We start from the raw sequence: 23,205 nt of genomic DNA, 5'->3' as shown, positions 1-23,205 counted from the left end.
ATGATTAAAACAGTCTTATTTGGAGCTTGCGGAAAAATGGGAAAAGTTATAGGTAAAGCACTTATTGATGCTACTGATATAGAACTCGTAGGTGCTATAGATCCTTATTTTAAGGGAGAAAAATATGAAAAGATTATTGGGATAGATAAGATTTCTCTTGAAGTTGTGGAAAGTATAGATGAACTCCAAGAAGATTTTGATGTGGCAATAGATTTTACTAATGCAGAGGCAGCCTATCAGAATATTAAAAAGGTTCTACAAAAAGGAAAAAGAATGGTGGTAGGGACCACAGGACTTACTCAAGAAATGATGGAAGAATTTAAAGATCTTGCTGTTAAGAATAAAACTGCAATTTTAATCGCTCCTAATTTTGCATTAGGAGCTGTATTAATGATCCAGCTTGCAAAACAAGTAGTAAAGTATTTCCCAGATGTTGAAATCATTGAATTACATCATAATGAAAAAGCTGATGCACCCTCCGGAACAGCTATATTAACAGCAGAAGTACTTAGAGAGGAGATGAAAAAATACAACTTAACCCATAAAGATGCAACAAAGATTGAGAAATTACCAGGTGCCCGTGGAGGAAAATTAGATTCAATCAATATACATAGTGTAAGACTTCCTGGTTTAGTAGCTCATCAAGAAGTAATATTTGGGGGGCTGGGACAGACTCTGAGTATAAGACATGATGCCTTGAGTAGGGAATGTTATATTCCAGGAGTATTGATGGCTGTTAGAGAGATAGTTAAGAGAGAAGGATTCTTTTATGGACTTGAATCTTTCTTAAATAGGGAGGAGGCTTAGATTATGGTCCATTTTGGTAGTTTGATTACAGCCATGATAACCCCTTTTGATGAATATGGGGAGATTAACTGGAGTGAAGTGGATAGGATTGTGGAAAAACTGATTGAAGATGGAAGTGATAGTATTCTTGTCTCGGGTACTACAGGAGAAGCTCCTACATTGTCTAATAAAGAGAAATTAGCTCTTTTTGAGAGGGTAAAAAAGGTAGCAGGAGATAGAGTTAAAGTAATCGCAGGGACAACAAATTATTGTACAAAGGAATCAGTAGAACTTACGAAAGAAGCTGAAAAAATTGGAGTAGACGGTATCTTAGCTACTGCCCCTTACTATAATAAGCCTCCTCAGGATGGGTTATATCTACACTTTGCCAAAATTGCATCAGAGACTTCTCTCCCTATCATAGTTTACAACATACCATCAAGAACTGCGGTAAATGTTCTTCCTGAGACCTTAAAGAGACTTGCTCAGGATTGTCCAAATATTGTAGGAGTGAAAGAGGCAAGTGGAGATATTAATCAAATTGCAATGATAAGAAAGCTTCTGCCACATCCCTTCTTACTTTATAGTGGTGACGACTCTATGACTTTACCCCTTCTTAGTGTAGGAGGAGATGGGGTTATAAGTGTGGCGTCCCACATAGTAGGAAAAGAAATAAAAGAGATGATAAATAGTTATTTTAGTGGAAAAGTGGAAAAAGCCGCAGAGTTACATTTAAAACTATTACCTATATTTAAAGGTTTATTCCTAACTACAAATCCCATTCCCCTCAAAGAGGCTTTAAATCTTCTTGGATATAATGTTGGAAAGTGTAGGTTGCCATTATCTCCTATAGACAGCAAAAATAGAGCAGAACTAATAAAAATCCTGAAGGAGTACGGTTTTCAAGTAAATGAAACATAGATTGAAAGTTATACCCATTGGTGGTTTCGGAGAGATAGGGAAAAATATGCTTCTTCTCCAGTATGGAGATAGTATTATTGTAATAGATGCCGGCTTAATGTTTCCTGATGGAGATATGCTTGGTATTGATTTTGTTATTCCTGACATTTCTTATTTGTTAGCTAATAAAGATAAAGTTAAGGCTTTAATTCTTACCCATGGACATGAGGATCATATAGGAGCACTTCAATATATATTAAAGGATTTGAATGTACCCATATATGGTACTTCATTAACTCTTGGTTTAGTGGAGAAAAAATTAGAAGAATTTAGACTCAAAGCTAATCTTAATAAAATTAAACCTAATGAGACTATAAATATAGGTCCTTTTACCATTGAGACTTTTAGACAGACTCATAGTATTCCTGATACCATTGGACTTGCTATAACTACCCCTATAGGTTTGATCGTAATAAGCGGAGACTTTAAACTTGATCAAACTCCTATAGATGGTAATCCTCCAGATTTTAATAAATTAGTAGAGCTTGGAGAAAGAGGAGTTCTTGCCCTATTTTGTGATAGTACAAATGTGGAACAACCTGGAATAACCCCCTCAGAGAGTTTAGTGAAAAGCACTTTTGAAGGTATATTTAGTTCTACAAAAAGCAGAATATTTCTTGTTACTTTTGCCTCCAATTTTCATCGTATTCAGCAAGCTATAGATATGGCATTAAAATTTGGAAGAAAGGTTGCTATAGCTGGAAAAAGCTTGATAAATAATATAGAAGTTGCCACAAAATTAGGATATTTACACATTCCCGAAAATATACTAATAAACATTAAAGACGTAAACAATCTTCCTGATGAAAAAGTTCTTGTCCTTACCACAGGAAGCCAGGGAGAGCCATACTCAGCTCTGTCTCTTCTTACTAATCATTCGTATAAACAACTTTTTCTTAAACCAGGAGATACAGTAATATTATCCACCAAGCCCATACCTGGAAATGAAATTATGGTTTATAAGATGGTGGATCAATTGTTCAGAAAAGGTGTAGAGGTTATATATGGAAAGGATGCAGGAGTCCATGTTTCAGGACATGCTGCCCAAGAAGAAATAAAGATGTTTATAAATCTCTTAAAACCTAAATATCTCATACCTTATCATGGAGAATATAGACATTTAGCTTTGCTTAAAAAAATAGGTTTAGAGTTAGGAATTTCAAAGGAACACATAATAATAATAGAGAACGGTACAGTTCTTGAATTTGATGAGGAAAAAGCCATAATAAATGGTAGGATTAACTTAAATAATATATATGTAGATGGGCTTAGTATTGGAGACATAGGAAATATCGTGTTGATGGAACGTAAGAAGCTAGCTGAAGACGGAGTGTTAATTGTAGGGGTACTTGTAGATGGTGAGACAGGCCTAATTTTGGAAGGGCCAGAGATTATTTCAAAAGGATTTATTTTTGTAAAAGAATCAGAGGAATTGATAGAAACAGCAAAAGAAAAAGTAAGAGAAGCTTTTAAGAAGAAAGTTGGAAGAAATGGGGGTATAAATAAAGAGACTCTTGTTAGAGAAGTTCTTGAGAACTTTTTCAATGAAGAGTTAAAAAGGAAACCTGTAGTAGTCCCTTTAGTATGGGAGATTTAAAAATGCATAAAGAGAAATTAATTGGGATTTTTTTGCTCTGTATAAATATATTTGGCTTATTATCTTGGGTATTTCCAGAATCAAGCGGAGTTTTAGGGAGAAGTTTTGTCAATTTTATAAAAAACTTCTTTGGTGTATATTTAATTCTTTTCATTGTTTTCGAGGGATTTATAATGTATTATCTTCTATTTAAAGAAATTGAAAAGCAAAAACTAATCTCTTTAAGTTTGTACTTCCTCTCTTTTTTAGGTGTTTTTTCTCTTCTTATAAAGGTTTTGAATCTATCAAAGTATCAAGGACAAATAGGAAGTCTTTTGTTAGAACTTTTTCCATATATTGGGTTTTCAGGATACATTATATTTTCCTTTATTACCCTTGTTATAGCTGTGTTTTTATCTCCTTCTCTTAAAGATATTTCAAAAAAAAGGGTTAGAAATTTAAATACGGAGACCCTAAGAAAGCCTGAAAGATCACCAAAAAAAGTTGTAAAAGAGGTATCGAAGGAAAATCTTTCAATGACATTTCCTAGGGAGAGAAAATTAAAGTGTGATTTTGCAATTCCTACCTCTATATTATCTTATTCCCAAGCTAAATTTGAGAATGAGGACTATGAACAAATGGCAAAGAATTTAGAGGAGACCTTAAAAAGTTTTAAGATAGAGGCAAAAGTAAAGGATTGGAATGTGGGACCTTCTGTGATCAGGTATAATATTGTTCTTTCCCCTGGTATTAGAGTGAGTAAAGTTTTGAGTCTATCAAATGATATTGCTCTTGCCCTTGCTGTTCCAAGTGTAAGGTTTGAAGCGCCTGTTCCTGGAAAATCGGTAATAGGAGTAGAAATTCCAAGAAGTAAGCCAGTGAAAGTATATCTTAGAGAAATACTGGAGAGTGATGTTTTTACTGAGTCAAAGCATCCGTTAACTTTTGCCCTCGGTAAAGATCTCATAGGTAATATAAAAGTTGCAAACTTATCTGAAGTATTACATCTTCTTATTGCAGGAACTACGGGTTCTGGCAAAAGTATGTTTATAAATTCTCTAATTATAAGCCTTCTGTATAAGAATACCCCTGAAACGTTGAGCTTATTAATGATTGATCCTAAAAGGGTAGAACTTTCCATCTATAATAAACTTGTAGGTAGGTATCTAAGACATCCAGTAGTAACGGAACCTAAAAAGGCAGTATTTGCTCTTAGATGGGCTGTTGGGGAGATGGAGAGAAGATATGAAATTTTTGAAAGAAAGGAAGTAAGAAACATAGAGGAGTATAAGAATTTAAATGATGAAGAAAACTTACCTTACATTGTGATAATTATTGATGAGTTAAATGATTTAATGATGACATCTCCAAAAGAAATAGAAGATTTAATATGCAGATTAGCTCAAAAAGCGAGAGCTGCTGGAATTCATTTAGTGGTAGCTACCCAAAGGCCCTCAGTAGATGTAATAACTGGCTTAATAAAAGCTAATATTCCATCAAGAATTGCCTTTGCAGTGTCGTCTCAGATTGATTCAAGAATAATTTTAGATGATGGTGGTGCAGAAAAACTAATTGGTAAGGGAGATATGCTTTATCATCCTATAACCAGTAGCCATCCTGTAAGGCTTCAAGCTCCTTATGTAGATGAAAAGGATATTAAAAACGTGGTTAATTATATTTTAGAAAACACCTCAGAGCTTTTAATGGAGCCCATATCTCTTGAAAGTTTAGATAAAGAAGAGGAGAAAGGAGAAATCTCTGATTTTAACGATCCCCTGCTTCCTCAAGTAATAGAGCTCTTAAAAGGAAGAAAAGTTATCTCTACTTCATATATTCAAAGAAAGTTTAGTATAGGTTATAATAGAGCAGCACGACTTTTAGATACATTAGAAGAGAAAGGATACGTGGCATCTCAGGGAGAGGGAAAACCAAGAAAAGTTTTGCGGGGAGGTGATGAGGTTTAAAAGATTAGTTTTTCAATTTAATTTTCCCAAAACTCTACTCAATGAAGGAGGTTTTAAGTATGCGTAAAATTTTTGTGCTATTTTTGATTCTTTCCTTTGTGGGCTTAATGAGTATTGGATTTTCAGCTAAGACTGTAAGAGTAGGTATTGTCTATGATGTAGGTGGAAGAGGTGATAAATCTTTTAATGATGCTGCATATGCTGGACTTCAAAGGGCTATTAAAGTTCTTAAGGTAGAGGGGAAAGATTTAGAGCCTGGTCCTGGTGGAGCCAACAGAGAGGAACTTCTTAGAACTCTCGCAGAACAAAACTATGACTTAGTAGTAGGCGTAGGTTTCTTATTTACTGATGCTATTACTGCGGTGGCAAAGGATTTTCCGAAAGTAAAGTTTGCTATTGTAGATGGAGTAATAGAAGGATTGCCAAATGTTTCTTCCTTGGTATTTAATGAGCATGAAGGATCTTTTCTTGTGGGAGTTGTCGCAGGGTTAATGACCAAAACTAACGTCATAGGATTTGTAGGTGGTATGGATATGCCATTGATCCATAAATTTGAGGTAGGATATAAAGCTGGAGCTATGTATGTAAATCCAAAAGTAAAGGTTTTAATAAACTACATAGGAGTTACTGGAGAAGCATTTAAGGATCCTGTTAAAGGAAAGGAATTGGCATTAGCTCAATATAAACAAGGAGCAGATATAATTTATCATGCTTCTGGAGCATCGGGGGAGGGAGTTTTTGAGGCAGCAAAAGAAACCAATAAATACGCTATTGGTGTGGATTCTCCCCAGTCCTGGATAATGCCTGATAGAATTATTACAAGTATGTTAAAGAGAGTAGATGTAGCAGTATATGAAACTATAAAAGACGTGAAAGAAGGAAAATTTAAGAGTGGAATAAGAGTGTTCGGTTTACAGAATAACGGTGTTGACTATGAGAGAACAAAGCTTCTTCCTCTTGGTGTAGTACAAAAAGTTGAACAAATAAAGAAGGAGATTATAGCAGGAAAAATAGTAGTGCCATACGATGATAAAACTTTTGAGGAGTTTAAAGCAAAATATTTGAAGAAATAATAAAATTCTTATTAAGATTAGCCCCCTCTTGTTTAAAGAGGGGGCTTTTATAAGGAGGTTTTTCTGTGGAAGAAATCATAAAACTTGAGGGCATTACAAAAACTTTTCCTGGAGTTTTGGCAAATGATAATATAAATCTTTCCATATATCAAGGTGAGATTCATGCTATTGTAGGAGAAAATGGGGCAGGAAAGTCCACTTTAATGAAAATTCTTTATGGACTTTATAAGCCTGACAAAGGAAATATCTATATCAAAGGGAAAAGAGTGGTTTTTGACTCTCCAAAAGATGCAATAGAGAACGGAATTGGTATGGTGCACCAACATTTTATGTTGATTCCACCATTTTCTGTAATTGAAAATATAATTTTAGGATCTGAAGTAAAAAATGGAGTCTCTCTTAATTTTAAAAAGGCCGAAAGTTTAATAAAAGAATTGATGGAAGCTACGGGTTTTAAAGTAGAGCTTTATACAAAAGTCGAAAATTTATCTGTAGGAGAAGCTCAAAGAGTAGAAATATTGAAGCTTCTTTATAGAAGAGCAGAGGTTTTAATCTTAGATGAACCTACCGCTGTTCTTGCTCCTCAAGAGGTAGAGGAACTTTTTAAGGTTTTGAGAAGATTGGCTTCTCAGGGTAAAACGATAATTTTTATATCTCATAAGTTAAATGAGGTTTTAGAGATCTCTGATAGAGTTAGTGTAATGAGAAGAGGTAAATTAGTTGAGACTCTTGAGACTAAAAATACTAATAAATATCAACTTGCTCAACTCATGGTAGGAAGAGAAGTGTTCTTAAGAGTAGAAAAAGAGAAAATAGAAAAAGGAGAAGAGATCTTTAGGGTAGAGAATCTTTGGGTAAAAGGGAGAAAAGGAATTGAGGTAGTAAAGGGGATCTCTTTTAATATTAGAGCAGGGGAGATTGTAGGTATAGCAGGTGTAGAAGGAAATGGCCAAACAGAGCTTATAGAGAGTATAGTAGGATTAATTCCCATACAGAAGGGAAGAATTTACATAAAGGGTAAAGATATAACATTGAAAAACATAAGACAAAGACGTCTGCATATAGGTCATATTCCTGAAGATAGACATAAAAGAGGGCTTATACTTGACTTTTCTGTTGCTGAAAATTCTATTCTTGGTTTACACTTCTATAAAGATTTCTCAAAGGGAGTCTTTTTAGACTATAAAAAGGTAAATTCACATGCAGAAAGAATTGTAAAAGAATTTGATGTAAAAACTCCTAATATAAAAACACCTATTAGGCATCTTTCGGGCGGTAATCAACAAAAAGTAGTAGTGGGAAGGGAGATTAGCTTTTCTCCTGAGTTTTTAATAGCTTCTCAACCTACAAGAGGTTTAGATATTGGAGCTACAGAATTTATACATCAATTATTAATTAATTTAAGAAATCAAGGTAAAGCAATCTTATTAGTATCAGCAGATCTTGATGAAATACTAAGCTTAAGCGATAGGATTATTGTGATGTACAATGGAGAGATTGTAGGATCTTTCTTGGAAGGTGAGGTAGACGAAAAAGAGCTGGGTTATTATATGATGGGTGTTAAAAAACAAAAAGAGTTAAAGGAGGCTCTAATTTGAGAAATAGGGAGTTTATAGAAAACTTGATCTTAAATATAATAAGTCCGACAATTTCCATATTTATTGCTCTGTTTTTTGGAGGTATCATCATATACCTGTTGGGGCATAATCCCATAGAAACTTATAAAGAGGTAATAAATTTTGCTCTCGGAAACCCTAATGGGTGGGGATATGTTCTATTTAACGCTACTTCTTTTATATTTGCTGGACTTGCTGTGGCTGTAGCCTTTAAAGCTGGACTTTTTAACATTGGAGCTGAGGGACAGATTCTTGTTGGAGGATTTGTATCGGCAATTGCAGGTCTCTATATTGCTCCTTTATTTCCACCTTTTTTACATTTATTTATAACTCTTCTTTTTGCAGCTATAGGAGGAGCTTTATGGGCTTTTATTCCTGCAATTTTGAAGGCAAAATTAGGGGCTCATGAAGTGATAAATACCATCATGATGAATTGGATAGGTTATGCTCTTACTAATTATCTTGTGATAAATACCTTTAGAGAGAAAGGTGTAGTATATCCTCTCCCTCAGACAGCTAAATTACCAGCTTCTGCCACTTTGCCAAAACTTTTTGCTCTCTTTCAGAAAGTTGGCATAAATATTCCTGAAAGTAATCCTTTAAATAGCTCATTAATATTCGCTGTTCTTGCCGTCTTGTTTACTTATTATCTCCTTTGGAGAACAAAATTAGGATATGAGATAAGAGCCTTAGGGTTAAACCCTCATGCCTCAGAAAATGCTGGAATAAGTTCTCAAAAGATAATCTTCGTATCTATGTTAATAAGTGGTGCTTTAGCGGGGCTTGCTAGTATTAATGATGTTTTAGGTTATAGATATCGCTTCCTTGATAACTTTACCCATGGAATGGGATTTACTGGAATAGCGGTAGCCTTGTTGGGGAAAAATCACCCTGCGGGTATAGTATTTTCTGCGTTTCTTTTTGGGGCATTAGATAGAATGGCTATAGGAATGGATGTTTTTACTCATATTCCCCGTGAGATAATATCTGTACTCCAAGCAGTCATAATATTGACTATTGTGGTTAGCAATGAGGTTCTTATCCGCTTCTTAAAGAGAAGGAGGAAAACTATATATGCTTGAGTCTATATTTGCTTGGGAAACTATAGTTTCAGCTATTCGAATGGCAACACCCCTCACCTATGCTTCCTTAGGAGGAGTTTTTTCAGAAAGAAGTGGGGTAGTTAATATCGCGTTAGAGGGGATAATGTTATTTGGAGCTTTTTTTGCTACAGTAGGGACTTACTTTTTTAAAAGCCCAATGGTGGGAATTATATTTGCTATCCTTGCTGGTATGACTATTTCTTTAATCCATGCAGTGGTTTCTATAAGATTTAAAGTAAACCAAATAATAAGTGGTACTGCATTAAATATGTTGGCAGCCGGAGGTACTACTTTTCTTTCTAGATTAATATTCAAAGCTGCAGGATCTTCTCCTCATATTGAAGGATTTAGCCCTATTAATATTCCTATGTTATCTTCTATTCCAGGGATTGGTTTATTATTTAGAGATCTATCACCTCTTATCATTTTGATGATAGTTTTAGTATTCTTCTCTAATTATGTGCTGTATAAAACGGTTTTTGGTTTGAGGCTTAGGGCTGTAGGAGAAAATCCTCAAGCTGCGGATACCTTAGGAGTAAACGTATACAAATATAGATATATAGGAGTGCTAATAAGTGGTATCTTAGGTGGACTTGGAGGAGCTTTTCTTTCCTTAGAGCACGCCAGAGTTTTTGTAGAAAATATGACAGGTGGTAGAGGATTTATTGCTCTTGCTGCTATGATTTTTGGTAATTGGAATCCTGTAGGTGCTTTTGGAGCATGTCTACTTTTCGGTATAGCTGAGGCTATAAGAATAAGGCTTGAGGGGGTTGGAATTCCCACTCAATTTATTCAAATGATACCTTATATATTAACCATGCTTGTTCTTGCTGGTGCTGTTGGAAAATCTACGCCTCCTGCTTGTGATGGAATTCCTTATGAAAAGGAGGAAATATAGTACGAAATTTCAGTTTTTCGTATATAAAAGTATAGCAGGCGTTATAAAGGTACTTCTTAAAAGAATATATAAATTAGAAATAAATGGCCTTGAGAATGTACCTTTGGAGGGACCTGTTATTATTGCCCCAAATCACAGAAGTAGCCTTGATGTCTTGGCTATTGCTGTAAGCTTACCAAGGCCTATAAAGGCACTTGGTAAAGTTGAAAGATTTAAATATCCCTTATTAGGAAGATTTGCTCAATATCTTGGTGGAATTCCTGTAGAGAGAGGACATGCAGATCTTTCTGCTGTAAAGGGTGGTATAGAAGTCTTAAAAAGAGGAGAAATTTTGTTAATTTTTCCTGAAGGAACAAGATTAAGATTGGAAAAGAAAGATATTAAGCCTAAGAGGGGAATTGGATATTTTGCAGCTAAGATGAGAGTTCCTGTTGTTCCTACTGCTATCATTGGAGCTGACTGTATATGGCCTCCTGAGAAAAAGCTACCAGCTCTTAAGGGAAGAATAAAGGTGATTTTTTTGCAGCCTGTTTATTATGAAGGAGAACCTGATAGAATTAAAGAAGAAGAATTTACAAATAAAATAATGAGTCAAATAGAGGAGGTATTAAGGAGAGAATCTTTAAATCATGAGGCAAATTAGAAAGTCTATCTCTCATTTTTTCTACAAAATCTTAATAGTTGTGGTAAGATTTTTATTGAATATCCTATGGGGATACAAGGTAGAAGGAAAGGAGAATATTCCTAATCATTCTTTTATCCTTGTAGCAAATCATGTAAGTATATTAGACCCCATAGTGATTGGTGCTGCTTTTGACAAGAGGTTATTTTATCTTGCTAAAAAAGAACTCTTTAAATCAAAAATATTTAATCCTTTTTTAAGATGGCTTGGAGCAATTGATGTAGATAGAAAGGATTTTAAATACGAAACTTGGAAAAAAATAAACAGACTAATTAAAGAGAATGAAATAATAGTAATATTTCCAGAGGGAACAAGAAATGATCATCCTGAAAAGGGACTTCTTGAACTTAAAGATGGTGCTGCTTCTCTCGCATTAACTCATGGACTTCCTATTCTTCCTGTAGCAATAAAGGGCACCGAGAAAATATGGAAAAGAAAATGGATCTTTCCTCAATTAAGGGGACGAATAAATATTAGAATAGGTAAAGTAATAAATGTATCTAAAATTAAAAAGCCTTCAAAAGAGGATATAAAAGAGGTAAATAATAAAATAAAGGCAAGTTTAATAGGGCTTTTAAGATGAAGGTGTATATTGCTACTCCTTACGGATTTTGTTCGGGAGTAAAAAAATCCATATCTCTTGCTGAAAAAATACTGTCCTTAAAAGGTGAAGTATATACTTTGGGAGCATTAGTTCATAATCCAAAGGTAATAGAGGAATTGTCGAAAAAGGGCATAAAGGTGCTTGGGAAGGATGAAATTGTAGAGGGTAAAGCTTTGATCGTTAGGGCTCACGGTTTACCTCAAAGAGATATAGATTTTTATAAAAGCTTAGGAAATGAAATCTATGATGCAACTTGTCCTCTTGTTAAAAAAGTACAGGTTCTTGCAGAGTATCTTAAGAATAACAAATATAAAGTAATAATAATAGGAGAAAAAAATCATCCTGAAGTGATAGGAATATTGAGTTATACAGATAATCAAGGTATAGTGATAGAATATGAGAGTGATATAGAGAAAGTAGAATATTATCCTAAAATTGGGGTAGTTTTTCAAACTACGCAAAGTTTTGATAATGCTATTCAAAAAGTAAATCTGATAATGAATAAGGGTAAAGAGATCAGGATATTTAATACCATATGCCCTGAAACTATTGAGCGACAAGAAAAAGCTAAAAAACTCTCAAAAATAGTAGACGTTGCTCTGGTTCTAGGCGGGAAAAATAGTGCCAACACGAGGAGGTTATATATAACATTGAGTCTAAAGGTACCAACATATCATATTGAAAATTTGGAAGAGATAGATAAAAATTGGTTTAAAGAAGACAGTAAAGTAGGCATAATTACGGGCACATCTACTCCTAATAACTTTGTAGAGGAGGTATTAGCATTATTAAAGAGTCTTTATCCCTTAGAGATTCATTTGGTATAAAGAAAGGAGTTCCAGTAGTAAGTATAGTTGGAAGACCTAATGTAGGAAAGTCTGTACTTTTTAACAGGATTGTGGGAGAAGAAAAGGCTATTGTAGCGGATGAACCAGGAGTGACAAGGGATCCCCTTGTTCACTTGTGTGAACATGAGGGAAAATATTTTTATTTAGTAGATTCCGCAGGATGGGGTTTAACTGATGATTTAAGTGAGCTTATCCAAGAAAAAATACAAGAAGTTATAAACATAAGTGATCTTATACTTTTTGTCGTAGATGGTAGATCGGAGTTAACAGCCTTGGATCATGAATTTGTAGATATTCTGAGGAAGTCTGGGAAAAGAGTTATATTAGTAGTAAATAAAATGGAAGGAAGGATTGATCGGGAAGAATATCTTGCTCCTTTTACCGCCTTAGGACTTGGAGAGCCTTTCCCGATTTCAGCACTACATAAACAAAATCTATATGAGCTTTTAGATCTAATAATATCTTTAATACCAGCTCCCGAAGAAGTTTCTTCTGAGGACAAATCTATAAAACTTGCTTTTGTAGGAAGACCTAATAGTGGTAAGTCTTCTCTTCTAAATGCCTTAATTGGCAGAGATAGAAGTATAGTAAGTGAAATTCCTGGTACCACAAGGGATGCTGTTGACCTAATTTGGGACTTTAATGGCAAAAAATACATCATTGTAGATACGCCGGGATTAAGAAGACCAGCAAAAGTAGAGGAAGGCTTAGAAGAACTTTCAGTTCAGAAGACTCTACAGACCATAAGAAGAATTGACATTGCTATTATGGTGATCGATTTATCGGTAGGAATAAGGGAGCAAGAAAAAAGAATATTGCATTATATAGAAGATAAAGGAAAATCTTGTTTAATTGTTTTTAATAAGACAGATTTAATCCCATCTCTAAAGGAAAGAAGGGAATTTGAAAAGATAGTACCTCAAATTTTGCAGCCTTTTGACTATTTTCCATTTATTTTTACTTCAGCCATTAGAAATTATAATGTAAAGAAGATATTGCCCTGGGTTGATAAGCTTTTTGAGCTTAGAAATATGAGAATACCTACTTCTCAAATAAATAGGGCTATAGGAGAAGCTCTTTCTAAGACCAACTTTTCTAAAAAAGGAAAGATTTTAAAAATTTACTATGCTACACAAGTTGATGTGGCACCACCAACTATAGTGTTTTTTGTAAATGAACCTGAAATAATGAACAAAAATGTGGTCAAATATTTTGAGAAATTCCTCAGGAATTACTTTGGCTGGGTAGGAACACCTATAAAGATTGAAGTAAGAAAGAGGGAATAGTATGTTTCTAAAAATACTACTTGTGATACTATCTTATCTTATTGGCTCTATTCCAAGTGCCTTGATTGTAGGGAAATTATGGAAGGGGATAGATGTTAGAAACTATGGAAGCGGAAATCTTGGAGCTACAAATGTATTGAGGGTATTAGGGTGGGGACCAGCGGTTATAGTTGCTGTGATGGATGTAGGTAAAGGTATCCTTGCAGTATACTTAGCTCAAAGTTTTTTACATAGTGATTATCTTTTTGTACTTTTATGTGTTATTGCGGCTGTAATTGGACACTCTTTTCCCATATTTGCAGGATTTAGAGGTGGGAGAAGTGTTGGGGTTTCCTTTGGAATACTTTTTTACCTTTTTCCTAAGTCTTCACTGATCATCTTTTTTATTGCTATAATTATAGTAGCAGTTACTCAATACAAATCTGTGGCATCTATTACCTCTGCTCTTATTTATCCTTTTTTGCTTTATCATATAGAAAAGCCTCCGATGGAATATTTTATTGGAGTAATTTTAGTATGCCTTTTTATAATTTATAGGCATATTCCTAATATAAAAAGACTCATAAAAGGGGAGGAACATAAAATAAGTTGGAAGGTAAGAAGATAAAAATTGCTGTTTTTGGCAGTGGCAGCTGGGGAACAGCACTTGCAAATGTATTATGTGAAAAGAATTATAAAGTTGTACTATGGGGTAGAGACAAAGAGAAGGTAAAGAAAATAGAAGAATTAAGAGAAAATATATATTATTTACCTGGTTATAAGCTTGCTCCATCACTTGAAATTACTTCTAATATAGATTATGCTACAAAAGATACAGATATTGCTATTTTAAGCATTCCTATTCAAGGATTGAGGGAGTTTTTAAAGGGAAATAATACCTATTTGAAGAGAGCAGGATTTTTTGTTAATACAGGAAAAGGTATAGAAATTCTTACTTTGAAAAGACCCTCTGAAATAATAAAAGAAGAACTCGATGTAGATTTTAATCAAATTGCAACTCTCTCGGGTCCAAGTTTTGCAAAAGAGGTTATGGAAAAAAAACCTTTAGCTATTGTAATTGCGTCCTCTGACTTAAATACAGCAAAATATTTACAAGACATTCTAAGTCTATCTTTTATGAGAATATATAGAAGTGATGACATAGTAGGAGTTGAAATCGGCGGAGCTTTAAAAAACGTAATAGCTATTGCAGCGGGCATTTCAGATGGTCTTGGTTTTGGATATAATGCAAAAGCAAGCCTTATTACTCGAGGGCTTGTTGAGATAAATAGAATGGCAATTTTATATGGGGCTCATCCCTTTACCATATTAGGACTTTCAGGCTTAGGAGATCTGATTTTAACCTCTACGAGTGCTCTTAGTAGAAATTGGACTGTAGGTAAATTAATAGGTGAGGGTCTAAGTTTAGAAGAGGCTATGAATAAGCTTAATGGTATGGTAGCGGAAGGGGTCTATACTGCTAAATCTGCTTATTATATATCTCAAAAAACTAATGTGTATATGCCTATTACTCAGGAAGTTTATAAGGTGCTTTATGAAAATAAACCCCCCCATGAGGCTCTATCTTCATTACTTTCAAAAGAATTAAAACATGAGATAGATGAGGATTTTCAATTCAACTTGTTATAAAATTTTTGAATTGATATAATTAACTTAAAGAAAAAATCAGAGGTGAGGTATTTAGTGTATGGAGAAAGAAAAAGCTTTAGAGTCAGCTATATTTCAGATTGAAAAACAGTTTGGTAAAGGCGCTATAATGAGATTAGGAAGTCAAGAAAGATTTCAGGTCCCTGTTATTCCCACAGGTATTCTTACTTTAGATTATGCTCTTGGAGTTGGTGGAGTACCAAGGGGAAGAATAATAGAACTTTTTGGTCCTGAAGGATCAGGTAAGACTACTGTTGCACTACAAATTATAGCTTCTGCTCAAAAAATGGGTGGAGTCGCAGCTTTTATTGATGCAGAACATGCCTTTGATCCTAACTATGCAAGGAAAATTGGGGTAAATTTAGAAAATCTTTTAATATCACAGCCAGATACAGGTGAACAAGCCCTTGAGATTGCAGAAATACTTGTGAGAAGTGGAGGGGTAGATGTAATAGTCATAGATTCAGTTGCTGCTCTTGTCCCTCGAGCTGAGCTTGAAGGAGAAATGGGAGACGCCTTTATTGGCCTCCAGGCAAGATTAATGTCTCAAGCATTAAGAAAATTGACAGGAGTAATAAGCAAATCTAAAACTGTTGCTATTTTTATTAACCAATTAAGGGAAAAGGTGGGAGTATTTTTTGGAAATCCTGAAACTACACCAGGTGGTAGAGCATTAAAGTTTTATGCATCAGTGAGAATAGATGTAAGAAAAGCTGAATCTATGAAAGAAGGAAGCGAGGTCACGGGTACAAAAGTCAAAGTTAAAGTAGTAAAGAATAAGGTTGCTCCACCCTTTAGAGAAGGGGAATTTGAACTTATTTATGGGGAAGGAATATCAAGAGAAGGCTGTATTTTAGATGCAGGAGTTGAGGCAAAGGTAATAGAAAGAAGTGGAACGTGGTATATTTACAAAGACATCCGATTGGGACAAGGAAGAGAGAATGCAAAGACATACTTGAAAGAGCATCCTGAAATTGCTGATGAGATAGAAAGAGAAGTAAGAAAGCTATGGGGATTTGAGGAGACGCAAGCGGAAGGTAATAAAGAAAGTTCTAAAGAGGAAGAGAAGGAAGTAAAAGAAGAGAAAACTATAAGAAAGTCTACAAAATAATCTTGACAGGCAAAATAAAGCTTTATATAATCTTTAAAGAAATGCCGAGGTGGTGGAATTTGGCAGACACGTAGCATTGAGGGTGCTATGGGCATAAGCCCGTCCGGGTTCAAATCCCGGCCTCGGCACCAAACCTTAAAAATAAAACTCTTCCCATCTTGGGAAGGGTTTTATTTTAAAAGGAGGAAACACTTGTGAACGATCTACTTCTTGAAGTAAAGAACTTAAAAACGTATTTTTTTACTGATGAAGGGATTGTAAAAGCGGTAGATGATGTAAGTTTTAATCTCCACAAAGGAGAGAGCTTAGGTATAGTGGGAGAATCAGGTAGTGGGAAAAGTGTAACAGCTCTCTCTATAATGAGATTGATTCAAGATCCTCCGGGAAAGATTGTTAGTGGTGAAGTTTGGTATAGGGGAGAAGATCTCCTTAAGAAGAAAGAGAGCGATATGAGAGAAATTCGCGGTAATAAAATCTCTATGATATTTCAAGACCCAATGACTTCTCTAAATCCTGTATTTACTATTGGTGATCAAATAATGGAAGCAATTATTTTGCATCAGAAATTAGATAAGGCTTCAGCAAGAAAAAAGGCTATAGAGATGTTAGAACTTGTTAGGATCCCTGAAGCAAATAAGAGGGTAGATGAGTATCCTCATCAATTTAGTGGTGGAATGAGACAAAGGGTTATGATTGCTATGGCTCTGTCTTGTAATCCTGAAATACTTATTGCAGATGAGCCTACCACAGCTCTTGATGTAACTATTCAAGCTCAGATTTTGGATTTAATAAAACAGCTTCAAAGGGAATTAGGTATGTCCTTAATACTCATAACCCATGATATGGGAGTAGTAGCAGAAACCTGTCATAATGTCCTTGTGATGTATGCAGGAAAAGTAGTAGAATACGCCGATGTTAAAACCATATTTAAAAAACCTGCTCATCCTTATACTATAGGTCTCTTAGAATCGGTTCCTAGACTTGATATAAGAAAAGAGAGATTAAAGGCAATAGAGGGTCAACCACCCGATTTGATATCTCTCCCTAATTACTGCTATTATGCAGAAAGGTGTCCGTATAGAACTTCTGAATGCTTTGAGCAAATACCAGAGCTCGTAGAAGTTGAACCAGGACATTATTCTCGCTGTATATATGCTAAAAACCTCGGGAGGTCCTATGAATAACTTTTCAGAAGAAATTATAATAGAGGTAAAAAATCTTAAGAAGTACTTCCCTATAAAGAGAGGAATAGTTTTATCTAAACATGTAGGTGATGTAAAGGCTGTTGATGATGTGAGTTTTTATATACGTAAAGGGGAAACCCTTGGTCTTGTGGGAGAATCAGGTTGTGGTAAAAGTACTGTGGCAAGAACCATTATAAGACTTCTTGAACCAACAGATGGACATATTATTTTTGATGGTATTGATATTACAAAACTTCCCTCAAGAGATTTAAGAAAAATTAGAAAAGATATGCAGATAATATTCCAAGATCCATATTCTTCTTTAAATCCAAGAATGACCGTGAGTGAAATCATAGGAGAGCCATTAAAGGTTCATGGTATTGTTAAAAATTCTAAAGAGAAGGAAAGAAGAGTGCAAGAGCTTTTAGATCTTGTAGGACTTGCTCCCTACCATGCCACAAGGTACCCCCATGAGTTTTCAGGTGGACAAAGACAAAGAATAGGAATAGCAAGAGCTCTTGCTTTAAATCCTAAATTCATAGTGGCTGATGAGCCAACTTCGGCATTGGATGTTTCCATAAGATCTCAGATAATCAACCTAATGCAGGATCTACAAAAAGAGTTTAAATTAACTTATCTTTTTATCTCCCATGATTTAGCAGTTATAAGGCATATATGCGATAGAATTGCAGTAATGTACTTAGGAAAAATTGTAGAAATAGCTAATAATGACGATCTATATAATTCTCCTTTGCATCCCTATACTCAAGCCCTACTTTCCGCAATACCTATTCCAGATCCTGAAATGGCAGAAAAGAGAAAAAAAATAGTACTTACGGGAGATGTGCCAAGTCCTGTAAATCCTCCTTTGGGTTGTAGATTTCATCCCAGATGTCCCAATGTGATGGATATATGCTCTAAAGAAGAACCAAAGTTAAAAGAAATTAAGCCGGGCCATTTTGTGGCTTGTCATCTTTATTGAAGCTATGGAAAAAAGAGATTTTAAAGAACAACTTAAGAAAACTGCTCATCTTGCAAGATTATATCTTACTCCTGAAGAGGAAGAGCTTTATGCTAAGCAATTACAGGATATTCTTGACTACTTTAAAAAATTACAGGAAGTGGATACTTCAAATATAGAACCTATGGCTCATGTATTGTCTCTTTCTAACATTTGGAGAGAGGACGAACCCAAAGGGAGTATATCTCAAGAAGAAGCCTTTAAAAATGCTCCTGAGATTGAGAATTTGGGATTTAAAATTCCAAGAATAATAAAGAGGGAAGAATGAAAACTATAAAAGAGATAAAAGATCTTTACAAAAATAAAGAGGTAAGTATTAAAGAAGTTGTTGAATACTACATTAACAAGATAAAAGAATGGGAACCTTATATCAAAGCCTTTCTATATGTACCTTATGATAATATAGAAGAGCAAGTTAAAGATCTGGAGAAAAAAGATTCTAAACTTCCTCTTTATGGTGTTCCCATTGCCATAAAAGACAATATTTTGACAAAGGATATAAGGACTACTTGTGCATCAAAAATCCTTGAGAACTTTATACCACCTTATGATGCTACAGTGATCAAAAGACTAAAAGAAAATGGTGCTATTATAATCGGCAAAACTAATTTAGATGAATTTGCCATGGGATCTTCTTGTGAAAATTCTGCCTTTGGACCTACAAAAAATCCTTGGGATATAGAGAGAGTTCCTGGAGGATCCAGCGGAGGATCTGCTGCGTGTGTCTCTGCAGGCGAAGTTCCTGTATCCTTAGGATCCGATACAGGAGGATCCATTAGGCTTCCTGCATCTTTTACGGGAGTTATTGGCTTAAAACCGACTTATGGATTAGTTTCCAGATTTGGACTTGTTGCTTTTGCATCATCCTTAGATCAAATAGGACCCTTTGGAAGAACAGTGGAAGATATAGCAATAGTACTTCAGGTTATTGCAGGACATGATCCTATGGATTCTACTTCGTCTCCATATGAAATTCCTAATTATTTGGAATCTTTGGGAAAAAGTGTAAAAGATTGGAAGGTGGGGATTCCAAAAGAACTTTGGCAAAAAGGGGTTTCAGAAGAGGTACTTATCATATTGGAGAAGTCTTTTGATGTTTTTAAAGAAATGGGTGTAAAAGTTGAAGAAATATCTCTACCTTCTTTAGAATATGCTCTTCCTGTTTATTATATAATCTCTACCTCGGAGGCAAGCTCAAATCTTGCTCGTTATGATGGGGTAAAATATGGTTATAGAGATTTTTGGGCTGAAGATCTCATATCTATGTATAAACAAACCCGAGGAAAGGGATTTGGGAGTGAGGTAAAAAGAAGAATAATTCTTGGCACCTATGCTTTAAGTGCAGGATACTATGATGCATATTATTTAAAGGCTACAAAAGTAAGAAGATTGATAAGAATGGAATTTGAAGAAGCATTTAAAAAGGTGGATATTATAGCATCACCTACAAGTCCTGTTTTACCTTTTAAGCTTGGAGAAAGAATTTCAGACCCATTACAAATGTATTTAACAGATATAATGACTATTCCTGTAAATCTTGCAGGAATTCCAGCTATATCCATGCCTGCTGGTTTTTATAATAATCTTCCTGTAGGAATCCAATTTATGAGCCCCTTCTTTACAGAAGATAGGTTACTACAATTTGCCTATATTTATCAACAGTTCATGAATTTTTCAGAAAAATATCCTGACCTTCCTAATAAGGAGAGAGTATAGATATGTATAAACCTGTTATTGGGCTTGAAGTACACGCTCAACTTTCTACAAAAACCAAATTATTTTGCTCTTGTAGTACTGAACATGAGAACCTACCTCCAAACACTAATGTTTGTCCTATTTGTATGGGATTTCCTGGGACTTTACCAGTGGTGAATAAAAAGGCAGTGGAATATGCTATAAAAGCTGGAATTGCTTTAAATTGTGAAATATCTAATTATTCTAAATTTGACAGAAAGAATTATTTTTATCCTGATCTTCCTAAGGGGTATCAAATTTCTCAATATGATTTACCTCTGTGCAGAAATGGATATATAGACCTTTATGTGGATGGAGAGATAAAAAGAATAAGAATAAAAAGAATTCATCTTGAAGAAGATGCAGGAAAGCTTCTTCATATAGGTTCTGGTGATAGACTTTCTGAATCTGATTATAGTCTTGTAGATTTCAATAGGGCAGGTATACCTTTAATTGAAATAGTTACAGAACCTGATATAAATTCTCCAAAAGAAGCAAGACTCCTCTTACAAGAGTTAAGATTAATACTAAGATACCTTGGTATAAGTAGCGGTGACATGGAAAAAGGCTCACTACGGTGTGATGCTAATATATCTATTCAGACAGAAGAGGGTAAATTTGGAACAAGAACAGAGATTAAAAATGTGAACTCTTTCTTCTCTCTTGAGAAGGCTTTGGAGTATGAAATAGAGAGACAAGTTGAAATATTAAAAAGGGGAGAAGAAGTTATTCAAGAGACAAGACATTGGGATGAAAAGAATCAAAAAACTATAAGTTTAAGAAGTAAAGAAGAAGCTGAGGATTATAGATATTTCCCAGAGCCTGATCTTCCCCCATTAATTGTAACAGAAGAGATGAGGGAGAGATTAAATAATGAAATTCCAGAACTCCCATCTAAAAGAAGAGAGCGATACTTAAATTTAGGACTTTCTCCCATAGAAGTTGAGATTCTTGTCTCCGATAAAGATCTTTCAGAGTTTTTTGACAAATCTCTAAGGATCTATAACAACCCTAAAAATCTTCATAGTTGGTTATCGGTAGAGATATTAAGTTATTTAAATGAAAACAAAATTGAATTTAAAGATTTGGAAATTGAGCCTGAAAAATTTATAAGGCTTATAGAGATGGTGGATAAAAATGAAATAACAAGACCTGTTGCCAAAGAAGTTTTAAAAAAATATCTCTTCCAAAAAGAAGATCCTTTGGTTATAATAGAAAAAGAGGGGTTAAAGACTGTTTCCGATACTTCTTATTTACAAGACGTAATTAAGAGGGTTATATCAAATAATCCGAAGGCGGTGGAGGATTGGAAGAAGGGTAAAAAGCAAGTTATAAACTTTTTGGTAGGGCAGGTAATGAGGGAAACTAAGGGCAGAGCGAGTTTGGATATAGTTAAAAATCTTCTTGAAGAAGAATTAAATAAATTATGAAAGAAAAAAAGCCTTTAGGTGAATACTTATTAGAACAGGGGCTAATTACTAAGGAACAGTTAGAAAAAGCCCTTGAAGAGCAGAAAAAAACAGGTGCAAAACTTGGACAAATTCTCATTGAAAGAGGATATGTAAAACCAGAGGATATAGGAAAAGTTTTAGAGAGGCAAAGTGAGATTCCATATATTTCTCTTACCGAAGTTCAGATAGATGAAAAGCTTGCAGGAAGCTTTTCGGAAAATCTGCTGAGAAGATATAAATTTATCCCTATAAAAAGAGAAGCAGGAGTTTTGCATGTAGCAGTTGTTCCTCCTATTGACCCTGCAATCATAAACGAGATAAGACGAATTGTCAAATCTCCCATAAGAATTTTTATTACCACTGATAAGGAATTTAACCAAATAATATCAAGGCTTTTCCCCTTAGAAAAAACTACTCTTTCCGTGGTACAAGATTTTCAGAGAACTGCACCAGAACCCATGGTAGAGACTCCACCTGCTATAGGAGTAGAGGAAGCCCCTATTGTAAGGTTGGTTTCTTCCATAATAAATGAGGCAATAAATAGAAATGCCAGCGACATCCATTTAGACCCTCAAGAGAAAGAAATGAAGGTAAGATATAGGATACATGGAATACTTTACGATATAATGGCTATTCCAAAGGAGATCCAAGATGCAGTAGTTACAAGAATAAAAGTAATATCGGGAATGGATATAGCGGAAAAAAGAAGACCCCAAGATGGGAGAGCTACTTATAGATATGAGAATAGGATATTTGATCTTCGTGTAGCATCCATAGGTACCACCTATGGTGAGATGGTGGTAATAAGACTTTTAGATAAGACAAAGGTGCTTATTGAACTTGATAGATTAGGGATGTCAGACTATGATCTGAAGATTTTTGAAAACCTTATAAGAAGACCTTTTGGGATGATACTTGTTACAGGTCCTACAGGGAGTGGAAAAACTACTACTTTATATTCAGCCCTTAATGTATTAAACAAACCTGAGGTGAATATAATTACCCTTGAAGACCCTGTAGAATATGCTTTACCAGGAATAAACCAAATTCAAATACAACCCAAAATAGGCATTGATTTCGCAGTAGGACTTAGAAATATCTTGAGACTTGATCCAAACATAATTATGGTAGGTGAAATAAGGGATACTGAGACATTAAATACATCCATTGAAGCTGCGTTAACAGGACACCTGCTTTTGAGTACCTTTCATGCTAACGATTCTGTGAGTGCTATAGCAAGACTTGTTCAAATGGGAGTTGAACCTTTCCTTATAGCTTCATCCTTAATTGGTATTGTAGCTCAAAGGTTAGTAAGAACCATTTGTCTCTCTTGTAAGGAAGAATACTATCCTTCACCAGAAGAAGCAGAAGAGCTTGGCTTAACAAAAGAAGAGAGTAAAAACATAACCCTTGCTCGAGGGAAAGGGTGTCTCTTTTGCAATTACACAGGATATACAGGTAGAACAGGAGTTTTTGAGATTCTTAGAATTACAAAGAATATAAGAAACTTAATAACCTCAGGTGCATCTATTGATGAGATAAGAAGTGCAGCTCTTAATGAGGGAATGAAAACCCTATTCATAAATGCAAGAGAAAAGGTCTTAAACCAAATTACTACTATTGATGAAGTAAGAAGAGTTATAGCCTGGGAGGAAGATTAA

21 protein-coding genes and 1 tRNA gene are annotated in these 23,205 nt (G+C 34.8%); all 22 read left to right on the top strand.

The genetic code is table 11. The features are described from left to right. Positions 1-807 carry a 4-hydroxy-tetrahydrodipicolinate reductase gene (gene dapB / locus ACP5QL_RS02500; protein WP_012583509.1) on the top strand — a complete coding sequence of 269 codons (807 nt, stop codon included), beginning with the start codon at positions 1-3 and terminating at the stop codon, positions 805-807. Positions 808-810: 3 nt separating this feature from the next. Then, positions 811-1,707 carry a 4-hydroxy-tetrahydrodipicolinate synthase gene (gene dapA / locus ACP5QL_RS02495; RefSeq protein WP_012583510.1) on the top strand — a complete coding sequence of 299 codons (897 nt, stop codon included), beginning with the start codon at positions 811-813 and terminating at the stop codon, positions 1,705-1,707. After that, the gene (locus tag ACP5QL_RS02490) at positions 1,697-3,343 is read left to right on the top strand and encodes a ribonuclease J (protein WP_012583511.1); all 1,647 of its coding nucleotides are present in this window, start codon (positions 1,697-1,699) and stop codon (positions 3,341-3,343) included. Before dapA ends, ACP5QL_RS02490 begins: the two co-directional genes overlap by 11 nt. Positions 3,344-3,345: 2 nt before the next feature. Beyond that, positions 3,346-5,286, top strand: coding sequence for a DNA translocase FtsK (locus ACP5QL_RS02485; RefSeq protein ID WP_273333522.1), 1,941 nt, complete (start codon positions 3,346-3,348; stop codon positions 5,284-5,286). Between the two features lie 59 nt (positions 5,287-5,345). Further along, entirely contained in the window at positions 5,346-6,359 is a 1,014-nt protein-coding gene (locus ACP5QL_RS02480) for a BMP family lipoprotein (protein ID WP_012583513.1), read from the top strand. Between the two features lie 65 nt (positions 6,360-6,424). Then, positions 6,425-7,957: an ABC transporter ATP-binding protein gene (locus ACP5QL_RS02475; RefSeq protein WP_012583514.1), complete on the top strand. Its 1,533-nt coding sequence runs from the start codon at positions 6,425-6,427 to the stop codon at positions 7,955-7,957. Continuing rightward, on the top strand, positions 7,954-9,057 hold the full coding sequence (locus tag ACP5QL_RS02470; RefSeq protein WP_272995562.1) for an ABC transporter permease: 1,104 nt from the start codon (positions 7,954-7,956) through the stop codon (positions 9,055-9,057). The genes ACP5QL_RS02475 and ACP5QL_RS02470 overlap by 4 nt, the downstream gene beginning before the upstream one ends. Beyond that, entirely contained in the window at positions 9,050-9,976 is a 927-nt protein-coding gene (locus ACP5QL_RS02465; RefSeq protein WP_012583516.1) for an ABC transporter permease, read from the top strand. Before ACP5QL_RS02470 ends, ACP5QL_RS02465 begins: the two co-directional genes overlap by 8 nt. Continuing rightward, positions 9,957-10,619, top strand: coding sequence for a lysophospholipid acyltransferase family protein (locus ACP5QL_RS02460; RefSeq protein ID WP_272995558.1), 663 nt, complete (start codon positions 9,957-9,959; stop codon positions 10,617-10,619). Before ACP5QL_RS02465 ends, ACP5QL_RS02460 begins: the two co-directional genes overlap by 20 nt. Continuing rightward, positions 10,606-11,241 (top strand): lysophospholipid acyltransferase family protein, encoded by a 636-nt coding sequence (locus ACP5QL_RS02455; RefSeq protein ID WP_012583518.1) that lies wholly within the window; start codon positions 10,606-10,608, stop codon positions 11,239-11,241. The genes ACP5QL_RS02460 and ACP5QL_RS02455 overlap by 14 nt, the downstream gene beginning before the upstream one ends. After that, a complete protein-coding gene (gene ispH / locus ACP5QL_RS02450; protein ID WP_272995556.1) occupies positions 11,238-12,089 on the top strand; it encodes a 4-hydroxy-3-methylbut-2-enyl diphosphate reductase in 852 nt (283 codons plus the stop codon). The genes ACP5QL_RS02455 and ispH overlap by 4 nt, the downstream gene beginning before the upstream one ends. Then, entirely contained in the window at positions 12,041-13,396 is a 1,356-nt protein-coding gene (gene der, locus ACP5QL_RS02445) for a ribosome biogenesis GTPase Der (RefSeq protein WP_353745327.1), read from the top strand. The genes ispH and der overlap by 49 nt, the downstream gene beginning before the upstream one ends. 1 nt (position 13,397) lies before the next feature. Continuing rightward, the gene (plsY, locus tag ACP5QL_RS02440; RefSeq protein ID WP_012583521.1) at positions 13,398-14,003 is read left to right on the top strand and encodes a glycerol-3-phosphate 1-O-acyltransferase PlsY; all 606 of its coding nucleotides are present in this window, start codon (positions 13,398-13,400) and stop codon (positions 14,001-14,003) included. Beyond that, positions 13,985-15,025, top strand: coding sequence for an NAD(P)H-dependent glycerol-3-phosphate dehydrogenase (locus ACP5QL_RS02435; RefSeq protein WP_012583522.1), 1,041 nt, complete (start codon positions 13,985-13,987; stop codon positions 15,023-15,025). The genes plsY and ACP5QL_RS02435 overlap by 19 nt, the downstream gene beginning before the upstream one ends. Before the next feature lie 58 nt (positions 15,026-15,083). Next, positions 15,084-16,154 (top strand): recombinase RecA, encoded by a 1,071-nt coding sequence (gene recA / locus ACP5QL_RS02430; RefSeq protein WP_012583523.1) that lies wholly within the window; start codon positions 15,084-15,086, stop codon positions 16,152-16,154. Positions 16,155-16,197: 43 nt separating this feature from the next. Continuing rightward, a tRNA-Leu gene (locus tag ACP5QL_RS02425) sits at positions 16,198-16,285 on the top strand. Positions 16,286-16,348: 63 nt separating this feature from the next. After that, a complete protein-coding gene (locus ACP5QL_RS02420) occupies positions 16,349-17,338 on the top strand; it encodes an ABC transporter ATP-binding protein (protein ID WP_012583524.1) in 990 nt (329 codons plus the stop codon). After that, complete coding sequence (locus ACP5QL_RS02415; protein WP_428125211.1) at positions 17,331-18,320, top strand: ABC transporter ATP-binding protein; 990 nt, start codon at positions 17,331-17,333, stop codon at positions 18,318-18,320. The genes ACP5QL_RS02420 and ACP5QL_RS02415 overlap by 8 nt, the downstream gene beginning before the upstream one ends. 4 nt (positions 18,321-18,324) lie before the next feature. Continuing rightward, positions 18,325-18,627, top strand: coding sequence for an Asp-tRNA(Asn)/Glu-tRNA(Gln) amidotransferase subunit GatC (gatC, locus tag ACP5QL_RS02410; RefSeq protein ID WP_012583526.1), 303 nt, complete (start codon positions 18,325-18,327; stop codon positions 18,625-18,627). After that, positions 18,624-20,075 carry an Asp-tRNA(Asn)/Glu-tRNA(Gln) amidotransferase subunit GatA gene (gene gatA / locus ACP5QL_RS02405; RefSeq protein ID WP_012583527.1) on the top strand — a complete coding sequence of 484 codons (1,452 nt, stop codon included), beginning with the start codon at positions 18,624-18,626 and terminating at the stop codon, positions 20,073-20,075. Before gatC ends, gatA begins: the two co-directional genes overlap by 4 nt. A gap of 2 nt (positions 20,076-20,077) precedes the next feature. Further along, complete coding sequence (gene gatB, locus ACP5QL_RS02400) at positions 20,078-21,523, top strand: Asp-tRNA(Asn)/Glu-tRNA(Gln) amidotransferase subunit GatB (RefSeq protein WP_428125207.1); 1,446 nt, start codon at positions 20,078-20,080, stop codon at positions 21,521-21,523. Beyond that, positions 21,520-23,205, top strand: coding sequence for a GspE/PulE family protein (locus ACP5QL_RS02395; protein ID WP_272995281.1), 1,686 nt, complete (start codon positions 21,520-21,522; stop codon positions 23,203-23,205). Before gatB ends, ACP5QL_RS02395 begins: the two co-directional genes overlap by 4 nt.

It is taken from the genome of Dictyoglomus sp. (genome assembly GCF_049968615.1).
In the GTDB taxonomy this organism is placed as follows: domain Bacteria; phylum Dictyoglomota; class Dictyoglomia; order Dictyoglomales; family Dictyoglomaceae; genus Dictyoglomus; species Dictyoglomus turgidum.
This window is presented reverse-complemented; position numbering and strand designations above follow the sequence as displayed.